This is a genomic window from Streptomyces sp. NPDC085927 (assembly GCF_044540975.1).
Lineage (GTDB): Bacteria > Actinomycetota > Actinomycetes > Streptomycetales > Streptomycetaceae > Streptomyces > Streptomyces hirsutus.
The window spans coordinates 102,178-123,489 of record NZ_JBITSN010000003.1 but is presented as its reverse complement, the minus strand read 5'-3'; the positions used below and the strand labels follow the sequence as shown (position 1 = coordinate 123,489).

The 21,312-nt window shown below is 71.1% G+C and carries 20 protein-coding genes and 1 pseudogene; 10 read left to right on the top strand and 11 right to left on the bottom strand.

Translation table 11 applies throughout. From position 1 onward, the window contains the following. Positions 1–163: 163 nt before the first annotated feature. Both ACIF80_RS09540 and ACIF80_RS09535 read left to right on the top strand, forming a co-directional pair. The gene (locus tag ACIF80_RS09540; RefSeq protein WP_399801574.1) at positions 164–634 is read left to right on the top strand and encodes a hypothetical protein; all 471 of its coding nucleotides are present in this window, start codon (positions 164–166) and stop codon (positions 632–634) included. 146 nt (positions 635–780) lie between these two features. After that, the gene (locus ACIF80_RS09535) at positions 781–1,512 is read left to right on the top strand and encodes an NDP-sugar synthase (RefSeq protein ID WP_399801572.1); all 732 of its coding nucleotides are present in this window, start codon (positions 781–783) and stop codon (positions 1,510–1,512) included. Positions 1,513–1,628: 116 nt separating this feature from the next. On the opposite strand, the gene ACIF80_RS09530 is transcribed toward ACIF80_RS09535, so the two are convergent. The 6 genes from ACIF80_RS09530 to ACIF80_RS09505 form a co-directional block, all read right to left on the bottom strand. Continuing rightward, the gene (locus ACIF80_RS09530) at positions 1,629–3,392 is read right to left on the bottom strand and encodes a DoxX family protein (RefSeq protein WP_399801569.1); all 1,764 of its coding nucleotides are present in this window, start codon (positions 3,390–3,392) and stop codon (positions 1,629–1,631) included. Between the two features lie 135 nt (positions 3,393–3,527). Continuing rightward, on the bottom strand, positions 3,528–4,469 hold the full coding sequence (gene rlmB, locus ACIF80_RS09525) for a 23S rRNA (guanosine(2251)-2'-O)-methyltransferase RlmB (protein ID WP_399801566.1): 942 nt from the start codon (positions 4,467–4,469) through the stop codon (positions 3,528–3,530). A gap of 221 nt (positions 4,470–4,690) precedes the next feature. Beyond that, entirely contained in the window at positions 4,691–6,097 is a 1,407-nt protein-coding gene (cysS, locus tag ACIF80_RS09520) for a cysteine--tRNA ligase (RefSeq protein ID WP_399801563.1), read from the bottom strand. A gap of 101 nt (positions 6,098–6,198) precedes the next feature. Next, the gene (gene ispF / locus ACIF80_RS09515) at positions 6,199–6,792 is read right to left on the bottom strand and encodes a 2-C-methyl-D-erythritol 2,4-cyclodiphosphate synthase (RefSeq protein ID WP_399801560.1); all 594 of its coding nucleotides are present in this window, start codon (positions 6,790–6,792) and stop codon (positions 6,199–6,201) included. Continuing rightward, positions 6,782–7,558, bottom strand: coding sequence for a 2-C-methyl-D-erythritol 4-phosphate cytidylyltransferase (ispD, locus tag ACIF80_RS09510; RefSeq protein WP_399801557.1), 777 nt, complete (start codon positions 7,556–7,558; stop codon positions 6,782–6,784). The genes ispF and ispD overlap by 11 nt, the downstream gene beginning before the upstream one ends. A gap of 365 nt (positions 7,559–7,923) precedes the next feature. Then, positions 7,924–8,406 carry a CarD family transcriptional regulator gene (locus tag ACIF80_RS09505; protein WP_042168913.1) on the bottom strand — a complete coding sequence of 161 codons (483 nt, stop codon included), beginning with the start codon at positions 8,404–8,406 and terminating at the stop codon, positions 7,924–7,926. 777 nt (positions 8,407–9,183) lie between these two features. Here ACIF80_RS09505 and ACIF80_RS09500 point away from each other — a divergent pair. After that, positions 9,184–9,894, top strand: coding sequence for a DUF461 domain-containing protein (locus ACIF80_RS09500; RefSeq protein WP_399801555.1), 711 nt, complete (start codon positions 9,184–9,186; stop codon positions 9,892–9,894). A 336-nt stretch (positions 9,895–10,230) separates the two neighbouring features. On the opposite strand, the gene ACIF80_RS09495 is transcribed toward ACIF80_RS09500, so the two are convergent. Then, the gene (locus tag ACIF80_RS09495) at positions 10,231–10,911 is read right to left on the bottom strand and encodes a response regulator transcription factor (protein ID WP_042168908.1); all 681 of its coding nucleotides are present in this window, start codon (positions 10,909–10,911) and stop codon (positions 10,231–10,233) included. Next, positions 10,908–12,260 (bottom strand): sensor histidine kinase, encoded by a 1,353-nt coding sequence (locus tag ACIF80_RS09490; RefSeq protein WP_399801552.1) that lies wholly within the window; start codon positions 12,258–12,260, stop codon positions 10,908–10,910. The genes ACIF80_RS09495 and ACIF80_RS09490 overlap by 4 nt, the downstream gene beginning before the upstream one ends. A 268-nt stretch (positions 12,261–12,528) precedes the next feature. Between ACIF80_RS09490 and phoU the strand changes: the two genes are divergently transcribed. The 3 genes from phoU to ACIF80_RS09475 all read left to right on the top strand — a co-directional run bounded on the left by phoU (position 12,529) and on the right by ACIF80_RS09475 (position 14,007). Next, positions 12,529–13,227, top strand: coding sequence for a phosphate signaling complex protein PhoU (gene phoU, locus ACIF80_RS09485; RefSeq protein WP_399802602.1), 699 nt, complete (start codon positions 12,529–12,531; stop codon positions 13,225–13,227). Positions 13,228–13,350: 123 nt separating this feature from the next. Continuing rightward, complete coding sequence (locus tag ACIF80_RS09480) at positions 13,351–13,515, top strand: hypothetical protein (RefSeq protein ID WP_399801550.1); 165 nt, start codon at positions 13,351–13,353, stop codon at positions 13,513–13,515. A gap of 240 nt (positions 13,516–13,755) precedes the next feature. Continuing rightward, a complete protein-coding gene (locus tag ACIF80_RS09475; protein ID WP_399801547.1) occupies positions 13,756–14,007 on the top strand; it encodes an SCO4226 family nickel-binding protein in 252 nt (83 codons plus the stop codon). Between the two features lie 3 nt (positions 14,008–14,010). On the opposite strand, the gene ACIF80_RS09470 is transcribed toward ACIF80_RS09475, so the two are convergent. Continuing rightward, complete coding sequence (locus tag ACIF80_RS09470) at positions 14,011–15,405, bottom strand: MDR family MFS transporter (RefSeq protein ID WP_399801544.1); 1,395 nt, start codon at positions 15,403–15,405, stop codon at positions 14,011–14,013. A 192-nt stretch (positions 15,406–15,597) separates the two neighbouring features. Between ACIF80_RS09470 and ACIF80_RS09465 the strand changes: the two genes are divergently transcribed. The 4 genes from ACIF80_RS09465 (at position 15,598) to ACIF80_RS09450 (ending at position 19,536) form a co-directional block, all read left to right on the top strand. Next, on the top strand, positions 15,598–16,359 hold the full coding sequence (locus ACIF80_RS09465; RefSeq protein ID WP_399801541.1) for a phosphoglyceromutase: 762 nt from the start codon (positions 15,598–15,600) through the stop codon (positions 16,357–16,359). Positions 16,360–16,708: 349 nt separating this feature from the next. Further along, complete coding sequence (locus ACIF80_RS09460; protein WP_055627308.1) at positions 16,709–16,957, top strand: type II toxin-antitoxin system CcdA family antitoxin; 249 nt, start codon at positions 16,709–16,711, stop codon at positions 16,955–16,957. Further along, positions 16,954–17,355, top strand: a complete 402-nt coding sequence (locus ACIF80_RS09455; RefSeq protein ID WP_399801538.1) for a PIN domain-containing protein — start codon at positions 16,954–16,956, stop codon at positions 17,353–17,355. The genes ACIF80_RS09460 and ACIF80_RS09455 overlap by 4 nt, the downstream gene beginning before the upstream one ends. A 273-nt stretch (positions 17,356–17,628) precedes the next feature. Next, positions 17,629–19,536: a TerD family protein gene (locus ACIF80_RS09450; RefSeq protein ID WP_399801535.1), complete on the top strand. Its 1,908-nt coding sequence runs from the start codon at positions 17,629–17,631 to the stop codon at positions 19,534–19,536. Positions 19,537–19,614: 78 nt separating this feature from the next. On the opposite strand, the gene ACIF80_RS09445 is transcribed toward ACIF80_RS09450, so the two are convergent. Both ACIF80_RS09445 and ACIF80_RS09440 read right to left on the bottom strand, forming a co-directional pair. Next, complete coding sequence (locus ACIF80_RS09445; protein WP_399801532.1) at positions 19,615–20,067, bottom strand: hypothetical protein; 453 nt, start codon at positions 20,065–20,067, stop codon at positions 19,615–19,617. 421 nt (positions 20,068–20,488) lie between these two features. Further along, a pseudogene (locus ACIF80_RS09440) lies at positions 20,489–21,175 on the bottom strand (integrase core domain-containing protein); the annotation flags it as partial. Positions 21,176–21,312: the final 137 nt, after the last annotated feature.

Here is a 21,312-nt window from a genome sequence, read left to right as displayed (position 1 = left end):
GCGGGGCCCTCTCCGTTGCGTCTTCAGCGCCGATAAATACCCTGACATACAGGCTGTTTCGAGCAGTGTGCGTCAATGCGCCGCCCTGGCATCGCCCCTGCCATGTCACCCGAACCGGTGACTGAATGTCTCCATGTCATTACCGGACGCTACCCTCACACGCGTGAAGCACTCCACTAACCCTCAGACGCGACGCGGCCGGGGCCCCGCCCGCCGGGTCGGCCGCACCCTCGCCTTCGTCCTGCCCGTCGTCCTGGTGTTCTCCGGAACCCTCGCGGTCGCCGGGGTCAACTGGTCGGGGAGCCCTTCGGGTCCGGCCCTCGCCGCCGCCGACACCACCGTGTCCGGTGCGTCCTCGTCCGGCACGTCCTCGCGTGCCGCCGAGCGGGCCCCGCACGAGGTCCTGCGGGACAAGCTCCTGGTCGAGTTGCACGAGGAGAACCCGGGCGTCGCCCTCACCCGTCTCCAGCAGGCGGTGAACGACCGCCCGTCGCTGGCGCGGCACTGCACGTCGATCGCGCGTGCGCTCGGCAAGGCGGCGGTCCGGGCGTACGGCCCCACCAGGGCCCAGTCCTACGCCCGTCCGGTCTGCGACACCTCCTTCGCGTCGGGGGTGCTCACCGCCCACGGCTGAGCCCCCGCCCGCCCCTCGGCCGGACCTCGCGGCCGGAGTCTTCAGCAGCCCCTCTGCCGGGCCCGCTGCCTGCCCCGCGGGCAGCGGGGCACCCATGGGCCCGGGGCCCACGGTCCGGCCCTCAGGGCGCCACGTACAGTGCGCTCATGACCCATCCGAGCGCCGCGTCGCGCCCCGTTCAAGCCGTCGTCCTGGCCGGCGGGCAAGGCTCCCGGCTTCGTCCGTACACCGACGACCGGCCCAAGCCGATGGTCGAGATTCCCGGTACGGGAACCCCGATCATCGGCCATCAGCTCTCCTGGCTCGCCGAGGAGGGGGTGACGGACGTCGTCGTCTCCTGCGGTCATCTCGCCGAGGTGCTGCAGGAGTGGCTGGAGACCACCGACCTGCCGCTCTCCGTCACCACCGTCGTCGAGACGGAGCCGCTCGGCCGCGGCGGCGGTCTGCGGTACGCGGCCGCCCGCCTGCCGCACCCGGACCAGCCCTGGTACGCCACCAACGGCGACATCTGGACCCGTTTCTCCCTGCGCGACATGGCGGACTTCCACGCCGAGCGGGGCGCCGTCGCGACCCTCGCCCTGGCCCGCCCGCGTCTCCCCTGGGGCGCGGTGCAGACCGACGGGTTCGGTCACATCACCGACTTCATAGAGTCGCCGCCGTCGACGTTCGAGATCAACGCGGGCGTGTACGTCTTCTCCCCCGAGTTCACGGGTCTGCTGCCGGAGCGCGGCGACCACGAGCGCACCACGTTCCCGCGGCTGGCCCGGGAGCGCCGGCTGGCCGGGTTCCCGCTCCCCCAGGGCGCCTACTGGCGGGCGATCGACACCGCGAAGGACCTGACGGAGGCGGCGAAGGAACTGGCCTCCCAGAGCCGCTGAGCCCTCGCACCGCCCTTCCCCGGACACCGCTCCCAGCACGACGACGGGGTCCCGCACACAGTGTGTGCGGGACCCCGTCGTCGTGACTGTGGTGGACCGCCGAGCGGCCGGGCCGTCTATCCCAGCAGTCCGCCCACGAGCCGGCCGGGCTGCTCGGGCGCCGGGTCCTCGTCCCCGCCCCCTCCGCCGTCGCTCGGGACGCCGCTGTCGCCGCCGCCTCCGGTGGTGCCGCCGCCCGTGGTGGCACCGGCGCTGGAGCTCGGGGCCTGTTCCACCGGGGACGACTGCTGGGGCGGGGCCTCGCCGGTGGTGCCCTGGGTCTGGCTGGGCGCTCCGGTCACGCCACCGCCGGTGTCGCGGGTCGCGCCGGGGGTGGTGGTGCCCTCGGAGGGGCCGGTGCTGCCGGTTCCGGTAGTGGCGCCCTGGGCGGGCGGGGTGGAGGCGGGCGGGGTCCCCTTCCGGCTCTCGCCGGGTTCCTGCGGAAGCGGGGAGCCGGGGAGTTCGTTGCGCGGGGCCTCGCCGGGTCCGGGGACGACCACGCGGTCGGCGTCCCGCACGGCGCCGCCGAGCAGCGAGCCGACGAGCAGGGTGAGTCCGCAGACGACGACGGTGACGAGGGCACCGCGGCGCAGCACGTAGCGGCGCAGGTCCCAGAGGTCGGAGCGGGGTCCGAGGTGGCGCCAGGCGCGGGCGACGAGTCGGCCGTCGACGGAGTAGACGGGAGCGCCGGCGATGATCAGCGGGGACCAGGCGGCGAGGTAGATGATGTCGGGCGCGTCGTAGGCGGGGACGCTCTTCCAGCTGACGGTGACCAGCAGCGCGACGGAGAGCAGGGCGCCGATGGCGGCGCCGACGCGCTGCCAGCAGCCGAGGATGGTCAGGACGCCGACGATCACCTGCAGGAAGGCGACGAGGAGTCCGGAGCCGATGGGGTGCTCGAGGGCGAACTGCTGGAGCGGCTGGGCGACTTCCCACGGGTGCAGGGTCCTGAGCCACGTCACCATGGAGCCGCGCTCGCCGCCGTCGAAGTAGAGCGGGTCGCAGAGCTTGCCCATGCCGGCGTAGATGGAGATGAAGCCGAGGAAGAGGCGCAGCGGGAGCAGGACGACCCCGAGGTTCATCCGGCGGCCGGGGTAGTAGGCGTGCCGGGCCGGGTCGTCGCCGTGGCGCCTGGCGCGGCGGCCGCCGGTGGTCGGGTCGGTGGCGGTCCGGTGGCCGCCGGTGTCCCCGAACCCGTCACTGTCGTAGCCCTGTTCGCCGTAGCCCTGCCGGCCGTAACCCTGCTCGTCGTAGTCCTGGTCCCCGTATCCCTGTTCCCCGTAGCCCTGGCCGCCGTACGCCGGTTCGTCGTAGGCGCTGCCGACGGTGCGCAGGGGGGGCAGCAGGGGCTGCCGGCCGCCGTGGGTGCGCTGAGGACCGACGACGGGCGTTTCGAGGGTCTGGGCGGCCGGGTCCTCGGCATAGCCGTGACCGTCGCCGGCGCGGGGGACGACCCGGGTGGCGCCGGCGTCGGTGAGCGGTTCGTCGGCGTGGCGGACGCCTTCGCTCCGCATGGTCTGGAGGAGCCGGTGCGCGCCGGTGTCGTCGGGGGCCGAACGGCCGCTCCAGACGACGGGGCGCCGACGGGCCGCGGTCCGGCCCGGGGCGCCCACGGTGGTGACGACGGGGATGCGGGCCGTGTCCTCGGCCGCGATCAGGTGCCGTGCGATCCGCTGGGATTGGACGCGTCGGTTCGAGACGCCCAGCTGCACGCGGAAGCTGGCGTGATTGACGATGACCTGCGCCGGATCGCTCGGCACCTTCACCATGCTCAGCGCGGGAGCGTCGTCGAGTCCCGACGAGCGGTCCCCCGTAGGTGTGCGGGGTGTTCTGGTGTCCACACTCGTCTAACCGAGTGACCCGACGTTAGGACACTGTCTTGACGCGCCGGATGTGTCCGGACCGCGTCAAGCATGTCTCCCACCCGTCCGGACGACCTGGAATACCCCGTACGGGTGAAGGTGCCGAACGGTCGTTCAGGCGCGGCGGCGTGCCGCCTCGTACAGCACGATTCCCGTCGCCACACCGGCGTTGAGGGATTCGGTGCCGCCCGGCATCGGGATCCGCACCCGGAAGTCGCAGGTCTCGCCGACGAGTCGGGAGAGCCCCTTGCCCTCGCTGCCGACGACGATCACCACGGGGCCCGCCAGCGCCTTCAGTTCGCCGATCTCGGCCTCTCCGTCGGCGGCCAGCCCGACGATCGCGATCCCCGCCTTCTTGTACGCCTCCAGGGTGCGCGTCAGGTTGGTGGCCCGCGCGACGGGCGTACGGGCGGCGGCACCGGCGGACGTCTTCCAGGCGCCGGCGGTCATCCCGGCGGCGCGCCGCTCGGGGACGACGACGCCGTGGCCGCCGAAGGCGGAGACGGAGCGGACGACGGCGCCGAGGTTGCGCGGGTCGGTGACGCCGTCGAGGGCGACGATCAGCGGGTCCTGGCCCGCGTCGTGGGCGGCCGCGACGAGGTCCTCGGGGTGCGCGTACTCGTAGGGCGGAACCTGGAGGACCAGACCCTGGTGGTTCAGGCCGTTGGTCATCCGGTCGAGCTCGGGGCGGGGGGCCTCCATGAGGTTGATGCCGCCGCGCTCGGCCGCGAGCTGGAGCGCCTCGCGCACCCGCTCGTCGTTGTCGATGAACTGCTGGACGTACAGCGTGGAGGCGGGCACGCCCTCGCGCAGCGCCTCGACGACGGGGTTGCGCCCGACGACGAGTTCGGAGGTCGAGCGTCCGCCGCCGCGCCGCTGCGGGGCGCGTCCGACGGCCCGGCGGGTCTTCGCCTGGGCGATGCGCTGCTTGGCGTGCCCCTTGCGCATCTCGGCGGGGGGCGTGGGTCCCTTGCCTTCCAGGCCCCGGCGTCGCTGGCCGCCACTGCCGACCTGCGCGCCCTTCTTGCCGGACATGCGGCGGTTGTTCGCGGCCATGATGTACCCGTCTCCATGAAGTCGTGTGTGCGTACGGCTCTGCGTACGCACGTCGGTGTCGCGTCCGTGGCGTCGGCGACTCGGTCCTGCGTCTGTCGCGTCGGCGTGCCGGTGTCGCGTCTGTGTCGGTGTTACGTCTATGCAGTGTGCCGCCCGGAGGCCCGGACGGCACACTCGATCTTGCGGCCGGGCCGCGGCCGTGCTGTGGCCGTGCGTCCGCGTCAGCGCGGGCCGAGGCTCCAGCGTGGACCCTGCGGGCCGTCCTCGATGACCAGTCCGGACTGGCCGAGCTGGTCGCGGATGGCGTCCGCGGTGGGCCAGTCCTTGCGGGCGCGGGCGGCCTCGCGCTGGTCGAGGACCATGCGGACGAGGGTGTCGACGACGCCGTTCAGATCGTCGCCGCGGTCGGTGCCACCGGCCCAGTGCGGGTCGAGGGGGTCCAGGCCGAGGACGGCGAGCATGGCGCGCACCTCGGCGAGGCGGGCGACGGCCGCTTCCTTGTCGTCGGCGGCCAGCGCGCTGTTGCCCTGCCGGACGGTGGTGTGCACCACCGCCAGGGCCTGCGGTACGCCGAGGTCGTCGTCCATGGCCTCGGCGAAGGCGGGCGGCACCTCGGCGGCCGGCTCGACGGCGTCCGCGGTGCCGGTCAGCTCGCCGACCCGCTGGATGAAGTTCTCGATCCGCGCGAACGCGGACTCCGCCTCGCGCAGGGCCTCCTCGCTGTACTCGATCATCGAGCGGTAGTGCGGGGTGCCGAGGTAGTAGCGGAGCACGATGGGCCGCCAGCGCTTGACCATCTCGCTGACGAGCACCGAGTTGCCGAGCGACTTCGACATCTTCTCGCCGCTCATGGTGACCCAGGCGTTGTGCACCCAGTACCGGGCGAACTCGTCGCCGTAGGCCTTGGCCTGGGCGATCTCGTTCTCGTGGTGCGGGAAGATCAGGTCGAGGCCGCCGCCGTGGATGTCGAAGACGGTGCCGAGGTATTTGTGCGCCATCGCCGAGCACTCGAGGTGCCAGCCTGGACGCCCGCGGCCCCAGGGCGACTCCCAGCTCGGCTCGCCGGGCTTGGCCGTCTTCCACAGGGCGAAGTCGCGCGGGTCGCGCTTGCCGGTCTCGCCCTCGCCCGACGGCTGGAGCAGATTGTCCAGCTCCTGGTTGGACAGCTCCAGGTACTCGGGGAACGAGGTGACGGCGAAGTAGACGTTGCCGTCGGCCTCGTAGGCGTGGCCGCGCTCGATGAGGCCGCGCATCATCTCGACCATCTCGGTGATGTGGCCGGTGGCGCGCGGCTCGTAGGTCGGGGGGAGGCAGCCGAGGGCCCGGTAGCCGTCGGTGAAGGCGCGCTCGTTCTCGTAACCGATGGACCACCAGGGGCGGCCCTGCTCCGCGGACTTCGAGATGATCTTGTCGTCGATGTCCGTGACATTGCGGATGAACGTCGTGCGCAGACCGCGGTACTCGAACCAGCGGCGCATGATGTCGAAGTTCAGCCCCGAACGGATGTGCCCGATGTGGGGTGCTGCCTGCACGGTGGCACCGCACAGGTAGATCGAGACACAACCCGGCTGGAGCGGGACGAAGTCACGAATCTGCCGGGCGCTGGTGTCGTACAGGCGAATAGTCACCCCTCCAGGGTAGTCGGCCCGGGGCGGTGCCTCGCGCCCCTTTCCGCCGTCCTCGCCCCGTGTTTCGGTCGGCCCCGGTCCCCGGTTCACGCGGACGGCGGTCAGCCCCGGTCCGTGCGGACGACGAGGGCGGTGGCGACGGCCATCAGTCCTTCGCCGCGGCCCGGGAAGCCCAGTCCGTCGGTGGTGGCGCCGGAGACCGACACGGGTGCCCCGGCGGCCTCGGAAAGGATCTTCTGCGCCTCGTCCCGGCGCTTGCCGATCTTGGGCCGGTCCCCGACGACCTGCACCGCCACGTTGCCGATCCGGAATCCGGCCGCCCGGACGATCCGCGCGGCCTCGGTCAGCAGGGTCACGCCGGAGGCGCCGGACCACTCGGGCCGCCCGGTGCCGAAGTGCCGGCCCAGGTCGCCGAGGCCGGCGGCGGAGAACAGGGCGTTGCACGCGGCGTGCGCCACGACGTCGGCGTCGGAGTGCCCGGCGAGTCCGGGCCCCTGGCCCTCCCACTTCAGACCGGCGCACCACAGCTCCCGGCCGTCCTCGAAGGCGTGGATGTCGGTACCGATGCCGACCTGCGGGAGGAGGGGCTCGGGGTGGAGGGATTCAGCGCGTGCGGCCTCGGCGCGTGCGGATTCCGTCCGTACGGACTCGGCGTGGACGGACTCCGCGCGTGCGGCCTGCGGCTCAGAAGCCATCGTTGAGCCTCCTGCGGGCGAGGACCGCCTCGGCGAGGACGAGGTCGAGGGGGCGGGTGACCTTGAACGCCTCTTCGTGGCCGGGCACGGTGACGACGGCCAGGCCCAGCTGCTCGATCATGCTCGCGTCGTCGGTGACGTTGTCGGTCACCGTCTCGTGCGCGCGCACCAGGGTGTCCCGGTCGAAGCCCTGCGGGGTCTGCACGGCGCGCAGCAGGGAGCGGTCGGGGGTGGCGACCACGGGCTCCGGCTCGCCGGGGACGGCGGCGGGCTCGACCTGTTTGACGGTGTCGGCGAGCGGCAGCGCCGGGACCACGGCGGGGGCGCCGTCGCGGACGGCCTCGACGACGGCGTCCACGGTGTCGACGGGGACCAGCGGGCGGGCCGCGTCGTGCACCAGGACGATGTCGTAGCCGGGCGGCAGCGCGTCGAGGCCGAGTTTGACGGACTCCTGGCGGGTCTCCCCGCCGGGGACGACGACGAATTCGGTGCGGTCGGGCAGCGCGTGCGCGTCGAGCAGCGTCCTGACCTCCGCGGCGCCCTCGGGCGGGGCCACGACGACGACCAGGGAGACGGCGCGGGAATCGGCCATCGCGCGGACGGCGTGGATGAGCATGGGCGTGCCGCCCAGGGCGCGGAGCGCCTTGGGCGCGCCCGGACCGAGGCGCACCCCCCGGCCGGCGGCCGGGATCACGGCCGCCGTGCGGGCGGTCGTACGGCCGGGCACGGGCTGTGCCGGCGACTGCGGGAAGGGATCGTCAGACATCGGTTCCTGTCAGGTTTGTGTGCTGGACCCGAGTGGGTATGGCCTGGGCGTAACCCTTGCTCCCGGAGCGGGGGAAGTGCCGGGCGTACCGCCTTGACCAGCCCCTTCCGTGACTCTGGTCGAGCCGGCCGCCCGGACCCGGCAGGGTGCGGGGAAGCACGGCGGGTGCGAAGCGTACGGGCCGGGCGGCATACGGACGGTGTCCGGGGACGAACATGCCGCAGCGCCCGGCGACTTCACACACGTCATCGGGCACCGCGGCATTTCGATAGTGCTGGTCCTCGAGGTGCACTGGAATTCGGTGTGCTACCGAGCACCGGGCGACGAAGCTCCGTGCGTGCCCCGCCTGCTGCCTCTTCCCCGCCTCAGGAGGCGAGGACCTCGTCGAGGAGAGCTTCGGCCTTGTCCTCGTTGGTCTTCTCCGCGAGGGCGAGCTCGCTGACCAGGATCTGGCGCGCCTTGGCGAGCATGCGCTTCTCACCGGCGGAGAGACCGCGCTCACGCTCACGACGCCACAGGTCACGCACGACTTCCGCGACCTTGATGACATCGCCCGAGGCGAGCTTCTCCAGGTTTGCCTTGTACCGGCGGGACCAGTTGGTGGGCTCCTCGGCATACGGTGCGCGCAGCACCTCGAAGACCCGGTCCAGCCCGTCCTGACCGACCACATCACGTACGCCGACGAACTCCGCATTGTCCGCTGGCACACGTACCGTCAGGTCACCCTGGGCGACCTTCAGCACCAAGTAGGTCTTGTCCACGCCTTTGATCTGGCGAGTTTCGATAGCCTCGATCAGCGCGGCCCCGTGATGGGGATAGACCACGGTGTCGCCAACCTTGAACGTCATGTGACAGGTACCCCTTCCGTGGCTATCCAGGGTAACACGGATACGGCGTGTTCTGAATGACGTTTTCGCAGGTCAGGGCCATTCTCGGGGCTTGACAACAGCATCAGGAACGTGCTTCGACCGCCGAACGGAAGCAGGTATTCGCAGGTCGGAGGGGCTCTCCGGGGCAAGTGAAACGCGTACGTTACACGTATCCGGAGCCCTTCGAGGACGCCCATACATCCCCATATGTCTGACTCCAAGTGCTCGACTTCCGCTACTCCGTTCGGTGCGTCCGGCCGGGTTCCGGCCGAATCCGGAATTGATCACGAGCCCTCCCGGGACACGCCGACGGTGATCCATTTCCGGACGCCCGCCGCATTTCCCGGCCCGGTCCCGCATTCCTTCACGGAATATGCGCCACGCCGAGGCGAGGACGCCCCCGGCCGTACTTATGTGAATGCCGGAGGAGTGTCCGGACGGAGTAACCCGCGAGTCACTCGTGTGCGTCGCGCGAGTCGGCGGCGGGCATCACGCCCTCGCACACGGGCTCACGATCGGGCATCACACTCCGGGACCGCACGCAAGCCGAGAGACCTCCCCTGTCCGCCCCTGACGGCGCCCGTACGTGCCATCCGGGGTGAACAGAGAAGGCCCCAGGGAGGGTCGGGTGCGGACGCGCGGGAACGGCTCGATAACCTGAGGCCGCTGGCAGACACCCGCTGACAGCGACTTACAGACACTCAGGGCGGCTGACCGGTCGCCACCGCTCGCACGAGTCAAGGAGTTGCCGCCGCCGTGAGCAGCAGCCTTCGACGCGGGGCCATCGCCGCCGCCGTCATCGCGTTCTCGATCGCCTCGCTCTCCGCGTGCGCGGCCGGCAACAACGCCCAGAGCCTGCAGATCCAGCCGGACAACGCCGCGACGACCGTCGGCGACATCAAGGTCCAGAACGCCATCGTCGTCACCCAGCCGGACCTCGAGTCCACGGGTCCGGCCGTCGTCTCCGCGACCCTGTTCAACGAGGGCCGCACCGACCAGACGCTGGAGTCGGTCACCCTCCCCGGCACCGGCAAGACCGCCGAGCTGACCCCCGCCAAGGGCGGCAGCCTGACCGTCCCGGCCGGCGGCCGGCTCATCCTCGGCGGCGAGGGCAACGCCTCGGCCGTACTGTCCAGCAGCCGCGAGTCCGTCCAGGACGGCAACGCCCAGCCGGTCACCTTCACCTTCAGCGAGACCGGTGACGTGAGCCTGCGCGCGTTCGTCTACCCGGCCGAGAACTTCTTCACCGACTGGGGCCCGAGCGACATCCCGACCGCGCCGGAGACCTCGGCCGAGCCGTCGGCGGAAGCGTCCGCCGAGGCCACCGGTGACGCCACGGGCTCGTCGGACGACTCCGCGGCCGGCGAGGCCGGCGAGGCCGGGGAGGCCGGGGAGACCGAGGGCGCCGCCGACGGGACGGGCACCCCGACCGACGCCGCCTCGGCCAGCCAGCCGGCCGGCAACTGAACGGCAGCGGCGACGGCCGCGGTGGCGGCAGCACCCGTACGGGTGGCTGCGCCGTCACGTAGCCGCACAGCCGCGTACACGCACTGATACGACGGTGGGCGGGACCCCTGCGAGGGGTCCCGCCCACCGTCGTATCAGCGGCCGTGCCGGTCACTGCCGGTCACTGCCGACCGATACCGGTCATCGGGTACCGGGTGCCGGGTGTGCCGGGTACCGGAAACCGGGTGTGCCGGGTGTGCCGGGTACCGGAAACCGGGTGTGCCGGGCGTGCCGGGTACCGGAAACCGGGTGCCGGTGCCGGTGCCGGGCGATGGTGGCCCGGCACCGGGGGTCCGTCTACGGCTCGAACTTGTAGCCGAGCCCGCGGACCGTCACCAGGTAGCGCGGCGCGCCCGGGTCCGGCTCGATCTTGGCGCGCAGCCGCTTGACGTGGACGTCGAGGGTCTTGGTGTCGCCCACGTAGTCGGCGCCCCAGACCCGGTCGATGAGCTGCATGCGGGTCAGCACGCGCCCGGCGTTGCGCAGCAGCATCTCCAGCAGGTCGAACTCCTTCAGGGGCAGGTCGACCTTGGTGCCGCTCACGGTGACCACGTGCCGGTCGACGTCCATGCGGACGGGACCGGCCTCCAGGGCGGCGGGGGCGACCTCCTCGGGCTCGCCCCTGCGGCGCAGCACGGCGCGGATGCGGGCGACCAGTTCGCGCGAGGAGAACGGCTTGGTGACGTAGTCGTCGGCCCCTATCTCCAGGCCCACCACCTTGTCGATCTCGCTGTCCTTGGCGGTCACCATGATCACGGGGACGTTGGAACGGCCGCGCAGCTGGCGGCACACCTCGGTGCCCGGCAGGCCGGGCAGCATCAGGTCGAGGAGGACGAGGTCGGCGCCGTTGCGCTCGAACTCGTCGAGGCCGTCGGGCCCGGTGGCCGCGACGGCGACCTCGAAACCCTCCTTGCGGAGCATGTACGACAGGGCGTCGGAGAAGGACTCCTCGTCCTCGACGACGAGCACTCGGGTCACGGAAGGACCTCCGGGGAGGGAAGCGTTTCGTACGCGGATGGATCGGGGGAGTGGGGGGAGCCGGCGGTCCGTCCGGCCTCGGCGTCGAGGCCTTCGGGGTCGTCCTGGTGGGACGGCCGGGGTGCGCGGTCGCGGGTGGGGGCCGCGGCGGCCTCGGGAAGCCGCAGGGTGAAGGTGGAGCCCTGGCCTTCGGCGCTCCACACGGTGACTTCCCCGCCGTGCGAGGCGGCCACGTGCTTCACGATCGCCAGGCCGAGACCCGTACCGCCCGTGGCACGGGAGCGGGCCGGGTCGACACGGTAGAAGCGCTCGAAGACGCGCTCCCTCTCCTTCTCCGAGATGCCGATGCCCTGGTCGGTCACGGCGATCTCGATCATGTCCCCGCCCGGCCGGGCGACCCTGCGGGCCGCTATGCCGACGCGGGTGCGGGCGGGTGAGTAGTTGACGGCGTTCTCGACGAGGTTGCCGAGAGCGGCGGCGAGCTGGCCGCGGTTGCCCCAGACGCGGAGGTCGCCGGTGGTGGTCGATTCCGCCTTGTGTCCGGTGTCGCCCTGATCCGCTCCTTCGGGGGACCACACGTTCGAGGCCATGGTGATCTGTTTGGTGCCCGCCGCGTGCCGGCAGCGGCCGACGGCCTCGGCGACGAGTTCTTCCACGCGGACGGGTTCGGCGTCCTCGAGCGGGTCGTCGTTCTGGACCCGGGAGAGGTCGATGAGTTCCTGCACCAGGTTGGTGAGGCGGACGGCCTCGCCCTGCATGCGGCCGGCGAAGCGCTCCACGGCCTGGGGGTCGTCGGAGGCGTCCATGACGGCTTCGGACAGCAGGGAGAGCGCGCCGACCGGGGTCTTCAGTTCATGGCTGACGTTGGCGACGAAGTCACGCCGTACCGCCTCTATGCGGCGGGCCTCGGTGAGGTCCTCCACGAGCAGCAGGACGAGCCGGGAGCCGAGGGGGGCCACCCGGGCGGAGACGGCGAGGGCCTCGCCGCGTCCGGTGCCGCGGCGGGGCAGGTCCAGTTCGACCTGGCGTATCTCGCCGTCGCGCCGGGTGTCGCGGGCCATCTGCAGCATGGGTTCCACGGCGAGCTTGCCGCCGCGGACCAGCCCGAGGGCGTACGCGGCGGAGCTGGCCTTGACCACGCCGTCCGCCTCGTCCAGGACGACGGCGGAGGAGCGCAGGACGGACAGCACGGTGTCCACGCCCGGCGGAAGCACCGGGTCGGTGTGCAGCGAGGAACGTATGGGGCGCCTCTGTTCGCGTTCGCTGAAGCGGACCGCCAGCATGGCGATGACGCCGGTGAGCACTCCGGCGATCGCTGCCACTGCGGCGACCGCCGCGTTCACGTCCATGTGTCCAGGTTAGGCATGCGCCGACCGGTGGCCACAGCCATGGGACGACATGCTCGAACACTCGTCGCCCAGAGTTCACCTTGGAGCCAGGGATGATTCATGTGAGGGGCCGGATTCGGACGCGTGGAGAACGGAACGTGGGAGCGTGGGGTTCGCACCGTCGGTCGCGCGGGGTTCGCGCCGTCGGCTGCGTGGTGGGGTACATGCCCCGAGATCCCATGGGGGCCCCGGCTCCCGAAACCCCTTCGAACGCATGAGAGGAACCCTGATGCGGGACGCGTACCACGAGGAACTGGATTCGATCGGCGACGGTCTGGTGGAGATGGCCCGACTGGTCGGGTCGGCGATCGGGCGCGCCACGACCGCGATCCTCGACGCCGATCTGAGGCTGGCCGAGCACGTGATCGAGGGCGACCAGAAGGTCGACGAGCTCCAGCACGACCTGGAGGCCCTGGCGATAGCCCTGCTGGCGCGCCAGCAGCCGGTGGCGACCGATCTGCGGATCGTCGTCACGTCGCTGCGGATGTCGGCCGACCTGGAGCGCTCCGGCGACCTGGCGCAGCACGTGGCGAAGCTCGCGCGGCTGCGGTATCCGGAGCGTGCCGTGCCGAGCGACCTGCACGCGACCATCCTGGAGATGGGCCAGCTCGCCCAGCGCCTGATGGCCAAGGCGGCCGAGGTGATCATCACCAAGGACGTCGACCTGGCGCTCCAGCTGGAGCAGGACGACGACGAGATGGACCTGCTGCACCGCACCCTCTTCCAGCACCTGATGGACGACCGCTGGAAGCACGGCATCGAGACGGCCGTCGACGTGACACTGCTGGGCCGCTACTACGAGCGGTACGCCGACCACGCGGTCTCGGTCGCCAAGCGGGTGGTCTACCTGGTCACGGGCGAGCACGCGGACGAGATCCAGCCCGACATCCAGCCCGACATCCAGGCGGCGCCGGGGACGGACGCCTGACCGGACCGGGCGGGGAATCGGCCAGGGGCACGTGCGAGTCCCAATGCGCCGTCGATGCGCCGTTGATGCGCCCGGTGGCGCGGGCATCCAATGGGCACAGGCACCAGTCTCGAGGAGGGACCCATGGCCGATTCCCCCAGTTCCACCGGCACGACGCCCGATCCCGCGCGGGAGCGCGAGACCGAGCAGCCGGCCGAGATCAGAAGCCTGACCCTGATCGCCGCGTGCGGCTGCGGTTCGGGCTGCGGCTGCGGCTGCCAGTCGGGCGGCTCCTGCCAGTGCGGCTGAGCCCGTCCGCTCACCGCTCGGTACACGCCGAGGGCCCCCGCGGCCGTCGTGACGGCGGCACTCGCTGCCGCCGTCGTCCGGCCGCCGGGGCCCTCGGCGTGCCGTGCGGTCGGCGCAGGCGCAGCATGGAAGGTACCCAGACCCGAAGCAGACACGTACGCCCGAGGGAAGGTTCGTACGGTTCGCACGACCGGACAACGGTGCGTACGGCCGGCTGAAGCCGGAAGGAGGTGCGAGGCCATGGCGCAGTACATGGATGTCCACCACAACATGGGCGGCATCACGGCGGACCAGCTGGAACAGGCCCACGCGGCCGACCTCGCGATTCAGCAGGAAGAGGACGTCCACTTCCAGCAGGCGTGGGCGGACCCGGAGTCCGGCACGATCTACTGCCTCTCGGAGGCGCCCTCCGCCGAGGCGGTCCAGCGCATCCACGAACGCACCGGCCACCAGGCCGACGAGATCCACGCGGTGCCGTTGTCGGTGCGGTGAGCCTCAGGAGGCGCCGGCCTCCGGCCGCCCCTCACCCCCACGCCCCGGCACCACGGCCTTCTCCACGCTCGCGTCCACTCCGGCGGCGACCACCGACGCCTCCTCCACGGGGGCGGGGACGAGGGCGGGGACGGGGGCGGGGACGGCGTCGGTGGCAGGAATCGAAGCCGGGGCCGGTGCCGGGGCCGGTGCCGGGGCCGGTGCCGGGGCCGCAAGGGTGGAGGACGCGGACGGCAGCCGCCGCATCAGCAGCGCGTACCCGATTCCCGCCACCGTGCCGACGACGGCGCACATGCCCCACAGCCACTCCGCCCCGTACCGGTCGATCACGAGTCCCGACATCAGCGGGGCGACGAGCGCGGCGACGGCCCAGGACATGGTGTACATGCCCTGGTAGCGCCCGCGCCCGTGGGCCGGCGAGAGCTGGACGACGAGCCCGGTCTGGGTGGGCGCGTTGACGATCTCGGCGAGCGTCCACACGCAGACGGTGAGGGCGAAGACGCCGACCGACCCGGCGAAGGCGGTGAGGCCGAAGCCGTACCCGGCGAGCAGCGCGGAGACCACCAGCAGGCGGCCGGGGTCGCGGTGCTCGATGAACCGGGTGACCGGGATCTGCAGGACGACGATCAGGACGCCGTTGACCGCGATGGCCATGCCGTAGTCGGCCGGGGTGAACCCGGCCGCGCCCATCGCGACGGGCAGTCCGACGGCCCCCTGCTGGAAGATCAGCGCGACGAGGAAGGACAGCCCGACCACGCCCATGAACCGCCCGTCGCGGAGCACGGTCCCGAGCCCGACGGAGTCCTCGCGCGCCTCCCCCGCGGCCTGGACGGGCTTCGACTCGGGGAGCTTCACGAAGACGACGATCGCGCAGATCATCGTCATCACGGCCTCGAGGAGGAACCCGGCGGCGTAGCTGTGCTCGGCGATGAACCCGGCGGCCATGGTGGAGACGGCGAACCCGAGGTTGATGGCCCAGTAATTGAGGGAGAAGGCGCGGATGCGGTCCTCGGGCCGGACGATGTCGGCCATCATCGCCTGGACGGCGGGCCGGGAGGCGTTGGAGGCCATCCCGACGAGGAAGGCGACGCCGGCGATGGCGACGGGGTCGCGCACGAAGCCGAGCAGCGCGACAGACACCGCGGTGGACGCCTGCGCGACCAGCAGGGTGGGCCGCCGTCCCAGCCGGTCGGTCATCACCCCGGCGCCCAGCGAGGACAGCACCCCGCCGAGGCCGTGCAGGGCGGCGACCAGACCGGCGTAGGTGGCGGAGTAGCCGCGGTCGAGGGTGAGGTAGAGCGCCATGAAGGTGGCGACGAAGCCACCGAGCCGGTTGACGAGGGTGCTCGTCCACAGCCACCAGAAGGCGGGTGGCAGCCCGGACACGGTCTCCCGCATCGCACGCCCGGTACGCCCGATGGACACCACGAAAACCCCCCGAATGTAAGCGCCTGAACCGGCAGGCACACATTACGAAGGCCGCCGGAGCGCCCACCACTCGATTAACAGATCCCGTCAACCCGTCGAGCCCGCCCTTCACCCACCGGACAGGGGGGCGGCCCGCGCGGGGCTTCGATTACGCTCGGAGCCATGGCCGACGCACCGTACAAGCTGATCCTCCTCCGCCACGGCGAGAGCGAATGGAACGCGAAGAACCTGTTCACCGGCTGGGTGGACGTCAACCTCACCGAGAAGGGCGAGAAGGAGGCAGTCCGCGGCGGTGAGCTGCTGAAGGACGCCGGCCTGCTGCCCGACGTACTGCACACGTCGCTCCAGAAGCGCGCCATCCGCACCGCCCAGCTCGCGCTGGAGTCCGCCGACCGCCTGTGGATCCCGGTGAACCGCAGCTGGCGCCTGAACGAGCGCCACTACGGCGCCCTCCAGGGCAAGGACAAGGCGCAGACCCTCGCGGAGTTCGGCGAGGAGCAGTTCATGCTGTGGCGCCGCTCCTACGACACCCCGCCGCCCCCGCTGGACACCGACGCCGAGTACTCCCAGTTCGACGACCCGCGCTACGCCACCCTCCCGCCGGAGCTGCGCCCGCGCACGGAGTGTCTGAAGGACGTCGTCGTCCGCATGCTGCCGTACTGGTTCGACAGCATCGTCCCCGACCTCCTGACCGGCCGCACCGTCCTGGTCGCCGCCCACGGCAACAGCCTGCGCGCCCTGGTCAAGCACCTCGACGGCATCTCGGACGGCGACATCGCGGGCCTGAACATCCCGACGGGCATCCCCCTGTCCTACGAACTCGACGCCGACTTCAAGCCGCTCAACCCGGGCGGCACCTACCTCGACCCGGACGCCGCGGCGGCGGCCATCGAGGCGGTCAAGAACCAGGGCAAGAAGAAGTAAGCCGACACCAGTAAGCCCCCGGCCTGCGATTTCCTGTCAGGTCGGGGGCTTCTTGGCGGGGCGGAGCCGTCCTCTGGGCCGTCAGTTGCCCGACCCAGCCGTCAGACGCCGGCGGGGTGCGAGACCGGACCGCTTGCGCGCCCCGGCGAACTGATGGCCGCGCGCCTCGGCGAGGAGCGGGCGAGACCCCGCCTCCACGTCGGCCGGCTCGCACCACCGGCCCGTCCACTACGGTCGTCCGGTTTCTCTGCACCGGTCCCGCCGGATCGCCCGGGACCACCCCCGCCCTTGGCGCCACCCGGTTCAGCGTTCACGACCCCTTCCGCGCATACTCCAGTATGCTTGCCGTATGTCCTCGACGACTCGCATCACCGTCACCCTGCCCAGCGACCAGGTGGCAGAACTCCGCAAGCTCACGGACAACGTGTCCGGCTACGTGGCGGAAGCGGTCGCCCGCCAGATCCGGCACCAGTTGCTCGGCGACGACCTGCGACGCCATGAAGAAGAGCACGGGAAGTTCAGCGACGAGGAACTCGCGGAAGCCCGGTCGAAGATCTTCGGTGCCCTCGCCCCCTCCAAGGATGCGGACGCCGCATGACGGGACGCATCGAGACCGTGGTCCTGGATTCGGAAGGGCTTTCGGCCTGGATCGCGCAGGACCGCAAGTTCCTCGCGCTGCTCCAGGTGTTCCACGAGATGGGTGCCGACCTCGTCATCGGAGCGAACACCATCGTGGAGGTCAGCCACTCGCGTACCAACATGCCACGCCTCAACTGGCTCCTGTCGCGCATCAAGGTGGAACCGGTCACCGAGCAGGCGGCGAAGGCCGCTGCGGAACTCCTCAAAGCGGCAGGGCTGCATGGCCACAAGTACGCCATCGACGCCACCGTGGCCGAAGTAGCCCTTCGCCAGCCACAGCCGGTCGCGCTGCTGACGTCCGACAGCGACGACATGACAAAGCTCTGCGGTAACCGCGTCCGGATCGTCTCCCTGTGACGCACCGGCTCATTCGGTTGCCTCATGGGTGAGTGACCACGCACGGTCCACCAGCGCCGACGTGCCTAGAACATGGCGGGCCACGTAGCAGGAGACGAGAGCATGCGCGCCTGGTGCGAGAAGCTCGAACTGACGCTGAAGCACTGACGGCGCTTGCGACACCCGCCGGTTCTGCGGTCGGCATGGCATGACCACCTCGTCACGGCCTTCCAGGCGAAGACAGAACGCCATGCGGCTTGAAGGAAGACCACATATCGGATCATCCTTGGCACCATGAGCCTCCTCTCCCCCTCCCTCGACATGCCCGCCATGGGCGACTACGCCTACGACTGGGCCCTGGTCGACGTGGAGACGTCGGGACTCATAGCCCGGCGGGACCGGGTCCTGTCCGTTGCGGTCATCACGATCGGTCCGGACGGTGAACAGACCGGAGAGTTCTCGACGCTGCTCAATCCGGGATGTGATCCGGGTCCAGTGGAGGTACACGGGCTCACCGTCGAGCAACTGCAGGGCGCGCCGACCTTCGACCAAGTCGCAGGGCGAATCGGAGCGATGCTCCAGGACCGGGTCCTGGTAGCCCACAATGCTCAATTCGACTACGACTTCCTGGCCTACGAGTTCACCCGTGCACGGATGTGGCTGCCGGTGTCGCAGCGGCTGTGCACCCTGGCTCTGAACCGCCAGGTGGATCCCCCTACGGACGATATGAAGCTCGGCACCCTCGCCGCCCACTACGGCGTCTCCCAGCAGCGCGCTCACGATGCGTTGGACGACACCCGGGTGCTTGCCGGGATCCTGCGGGCGTCGCTGCGCGAGGCAGCTCGGATCGATCTGCCCTTGCCACTGGTGACCTGCCCGCCACGGGCAGAATCCCAGTTCACGCCGAAGCCGCCGAAGACTCCCTGCGCCTACCGCAATCCGGGACGCATGGCTCCCGGCGGGCCGCTCCGGCAGGGGATGAAGGTCGCGATCACCGGGGAGACCGCACACGCGCGGGCGGAGCTGGTCGGGCGGGCGGTCACCGCCGGGTTGAACCTGATGACCTCCGTCAGCCGGCACACCAGCGTGCTGGTCACCAACGAACCGGCGTCCGATTCGGCAAAGGCCCGACGTGCACTCGTCGAAGGCGTGCCGGTCATCGACGAGCAGTCCTTCCTGCGACTGCTGGCCGACGTACAGCCGGGGACAGCACATGAGGCGACGGCCGTCAGGGGCGCCCCGGTGGCTGAGCCGGAAGCAGAACAGGTCGGGCTCGTGGGGCCGGTGTCCACCACCGCCTCTGCCGTACCCGCCCCGGAAGCAGCGGCCCTTCCCACAGCCTCCTCCAGGGTCTCAGTCCCCGCTCCGCGCCAATCACAGCCTTCCGGCAACACCTTGGACAAGCCCCTGGCGGGACGCCGGGTGCTGGTGCTCGGTGGCGCCCATGCCGATGCCGCGGCAGCTCGTACCCGCGTCGTCGAACTGGGCGGGTCCGCGGCGGTCAACCTGTCCGCCAGCGTCACCGACATCGTGCTCCTGCCGGGAGGGGAGGGCGACCGGCGTATGAAGCGCATCACCGCCCTTGGGCTCCCGGTGCACGACCTGCACTGGCTCGCCTCTCCGGCCGCAACGGACCAGAACGCGGCGGCTCTCCGGCCTCAGGAACCGCACGTGATGCCAAGGGGCGGCGTCATCGACCTGCCCATGCCGCACGGCAGACCCGCACCGGAGTGGTACGTCACCGCCGGTTGGGCCCCACAGTCCGACTGCGAGATCGACGTCGTCGCCTTCCTCCTCGACGAGGACGAACAGGTCACCTTCGACGAGGACTTCATCTTCTACGGAGCCCCGGAGAGCCCCGTCGGAACAGCGCGCCTGCTGACCGGAGGCCCTGCCGAACAGACCATCGCCCTCGACCTCGCGTCCCTGCCGCCCGCGACGCGGAAGATCGTCGTCGCTGCGGCCATCGACGGCGCCGCCACCTTCGGGACCGTCGGCGCGATCCAGATCGGTGCGGCCCCCGGCAGCAGCGGGGCACCTCTCGCCCGGGCCACCCTGGATGCCGCCACCACCGAACGCACCATGCTGCTCGCGGAGATCTACCGCAGGGGCCCGGTCTGGCGCCTACGCGCCGTCGGCCAGGGCTACGACCACGGCCTCGACGCCCTCGCACGTGGGTACGGGGTCGCCATCGCCGACTGAACGACGGTGCCGGATACGGAGTGTCTAGTCCCAGGTGATGTTTGACGTTCTGATCCCAGCTGTTGCCTGACGGTGGGCCTAGACAACATCGGAAACCTTGTGGGGCCTGTTCGCCTTCACGTTGCGGACCGGGACATCGGTGGTGCGCCGGATGGCCCGGACCTGGCCGGCCAGCTCGACGGTGATCGTCGTGTCCGACACGTGCACGGTCACGGTCTGCCCTGCGTAGGGGCGGCCGAGGGAGACGGTCTGGCGGCAGACCATGACCGTGCCCACCGCGCTGACCCGCCGCTGCACCCGCACCGGCTCGACACGAGGCCGTGGCGGCGGTCCGGCCGGCCGCAGACCCCACAGCCCACGGACTTCCTCACGGGTCAGCGGGTTGGGCCGCACCCGCAGCAGCTCCCTCGAGGACGGGTCGAAGAATGACAGCGTCTCGTCGTCGATCCGGATACCCACCCGGCGCCCGCCGAGGATCTCCGCCGCCAGCACCTGGTGCCCGGCCAGGCCCACCAGGCCGCTGTTGTTCACCGTCCGGTCCACCTCAAAGGCAGCCCCGAGCGGCCAGCCGTGCCAGGTCCGCCACCGACAGATGCGACCGCACCGTCTTGATCCGCGCTCCCGCGATCAGCAGATGGATCACCAAGGTGTCGGCCCAGAAGGTCACCGTCAGCCCCGAACGGGCCGGCCCCAGCCAGAACTGCTTGCCCGCGACCTGCAGATTCCCGCTCGCCGGCACCACCCGCTCGAACTCCACCGGCCCACCGGGCTCCACCGGCACCGCCGCCGGGACCAGCTCAGGCCGGTCGGCCGGCACGGACACCACCTCGACCGAACCCGGCTCCGGCTCCGGCTCCGGCTCCGCAGGAGGTGTCCGCTGCCGCGGCACCAGCGCCAGCACCCCGGGCACCCGCAGACCCAGCACGTCCCGTTCCTCCTCGGGCACCGGGGTGAACCGGTCGGCAGGAGACTGCATGTCCAGCGCCTGATGCGGACGCATCGAGTTGTACTCCTCCACCCACGCATCCAGTGCCGCCTGCGCCTCTCCGATACTCTCGAACGCACCGCATCCGTCCAGGAGTTCGCGCCGCAGCGTCTGATGGAACCGCTCGACCTTGCCCGTCGTGGTCGGGGAGGCCGGCTGGGTGAGGCGGTGCGCGATCCCGTTCTCCCTACAGATCCGGTCGAACAGCACCTCACCGCCCTGCCCGAACCGGTCGGTGAACTGCTTGCCGTTGTCGGTCAGCACCTCCTCCGGCACCCCGAACGCCTGCAAGGTCCCGGCGAAGGCCGAGCAGACCGCGCGCCCGGTCGCCCGCTCGACCACCGACGCGATCACGCAGTACCGGGAATGGTCATCCACCCCGGTCACGACCTTGGCCTCGGTCAGCTCCCCGGTCACCGGGTCGACCAGCATCACCCCGCCGACGATGTCCATCTGCCACAACTGCATCGCACGGTCCCGCTGCCAGCGCTTGTAATCCGACCGCCTCCGGCGCCGAGCTCCAGGTTCCACCAGCCCCTGGCGGACCAGAATCCGATACACGGTCATCCGCGACGGCACCGGCGTGACCGTCCCGGACCGCTCCAGCACATGAGCGATCCGCCGCGGACCCCACTTCGGGTGCTTGCGCCGCAGTTATAGGGCCGGTGGCCATGAGTCGATCACCGCATAGAGCGGCCCACGGCCAAGACGATGGTTGCGGACGCTGCCCCCTCCGGAACAACGAAGAGACCATCCATCCGGCCGGGGTGGTCTCTTCGTTCCAGGGCCTG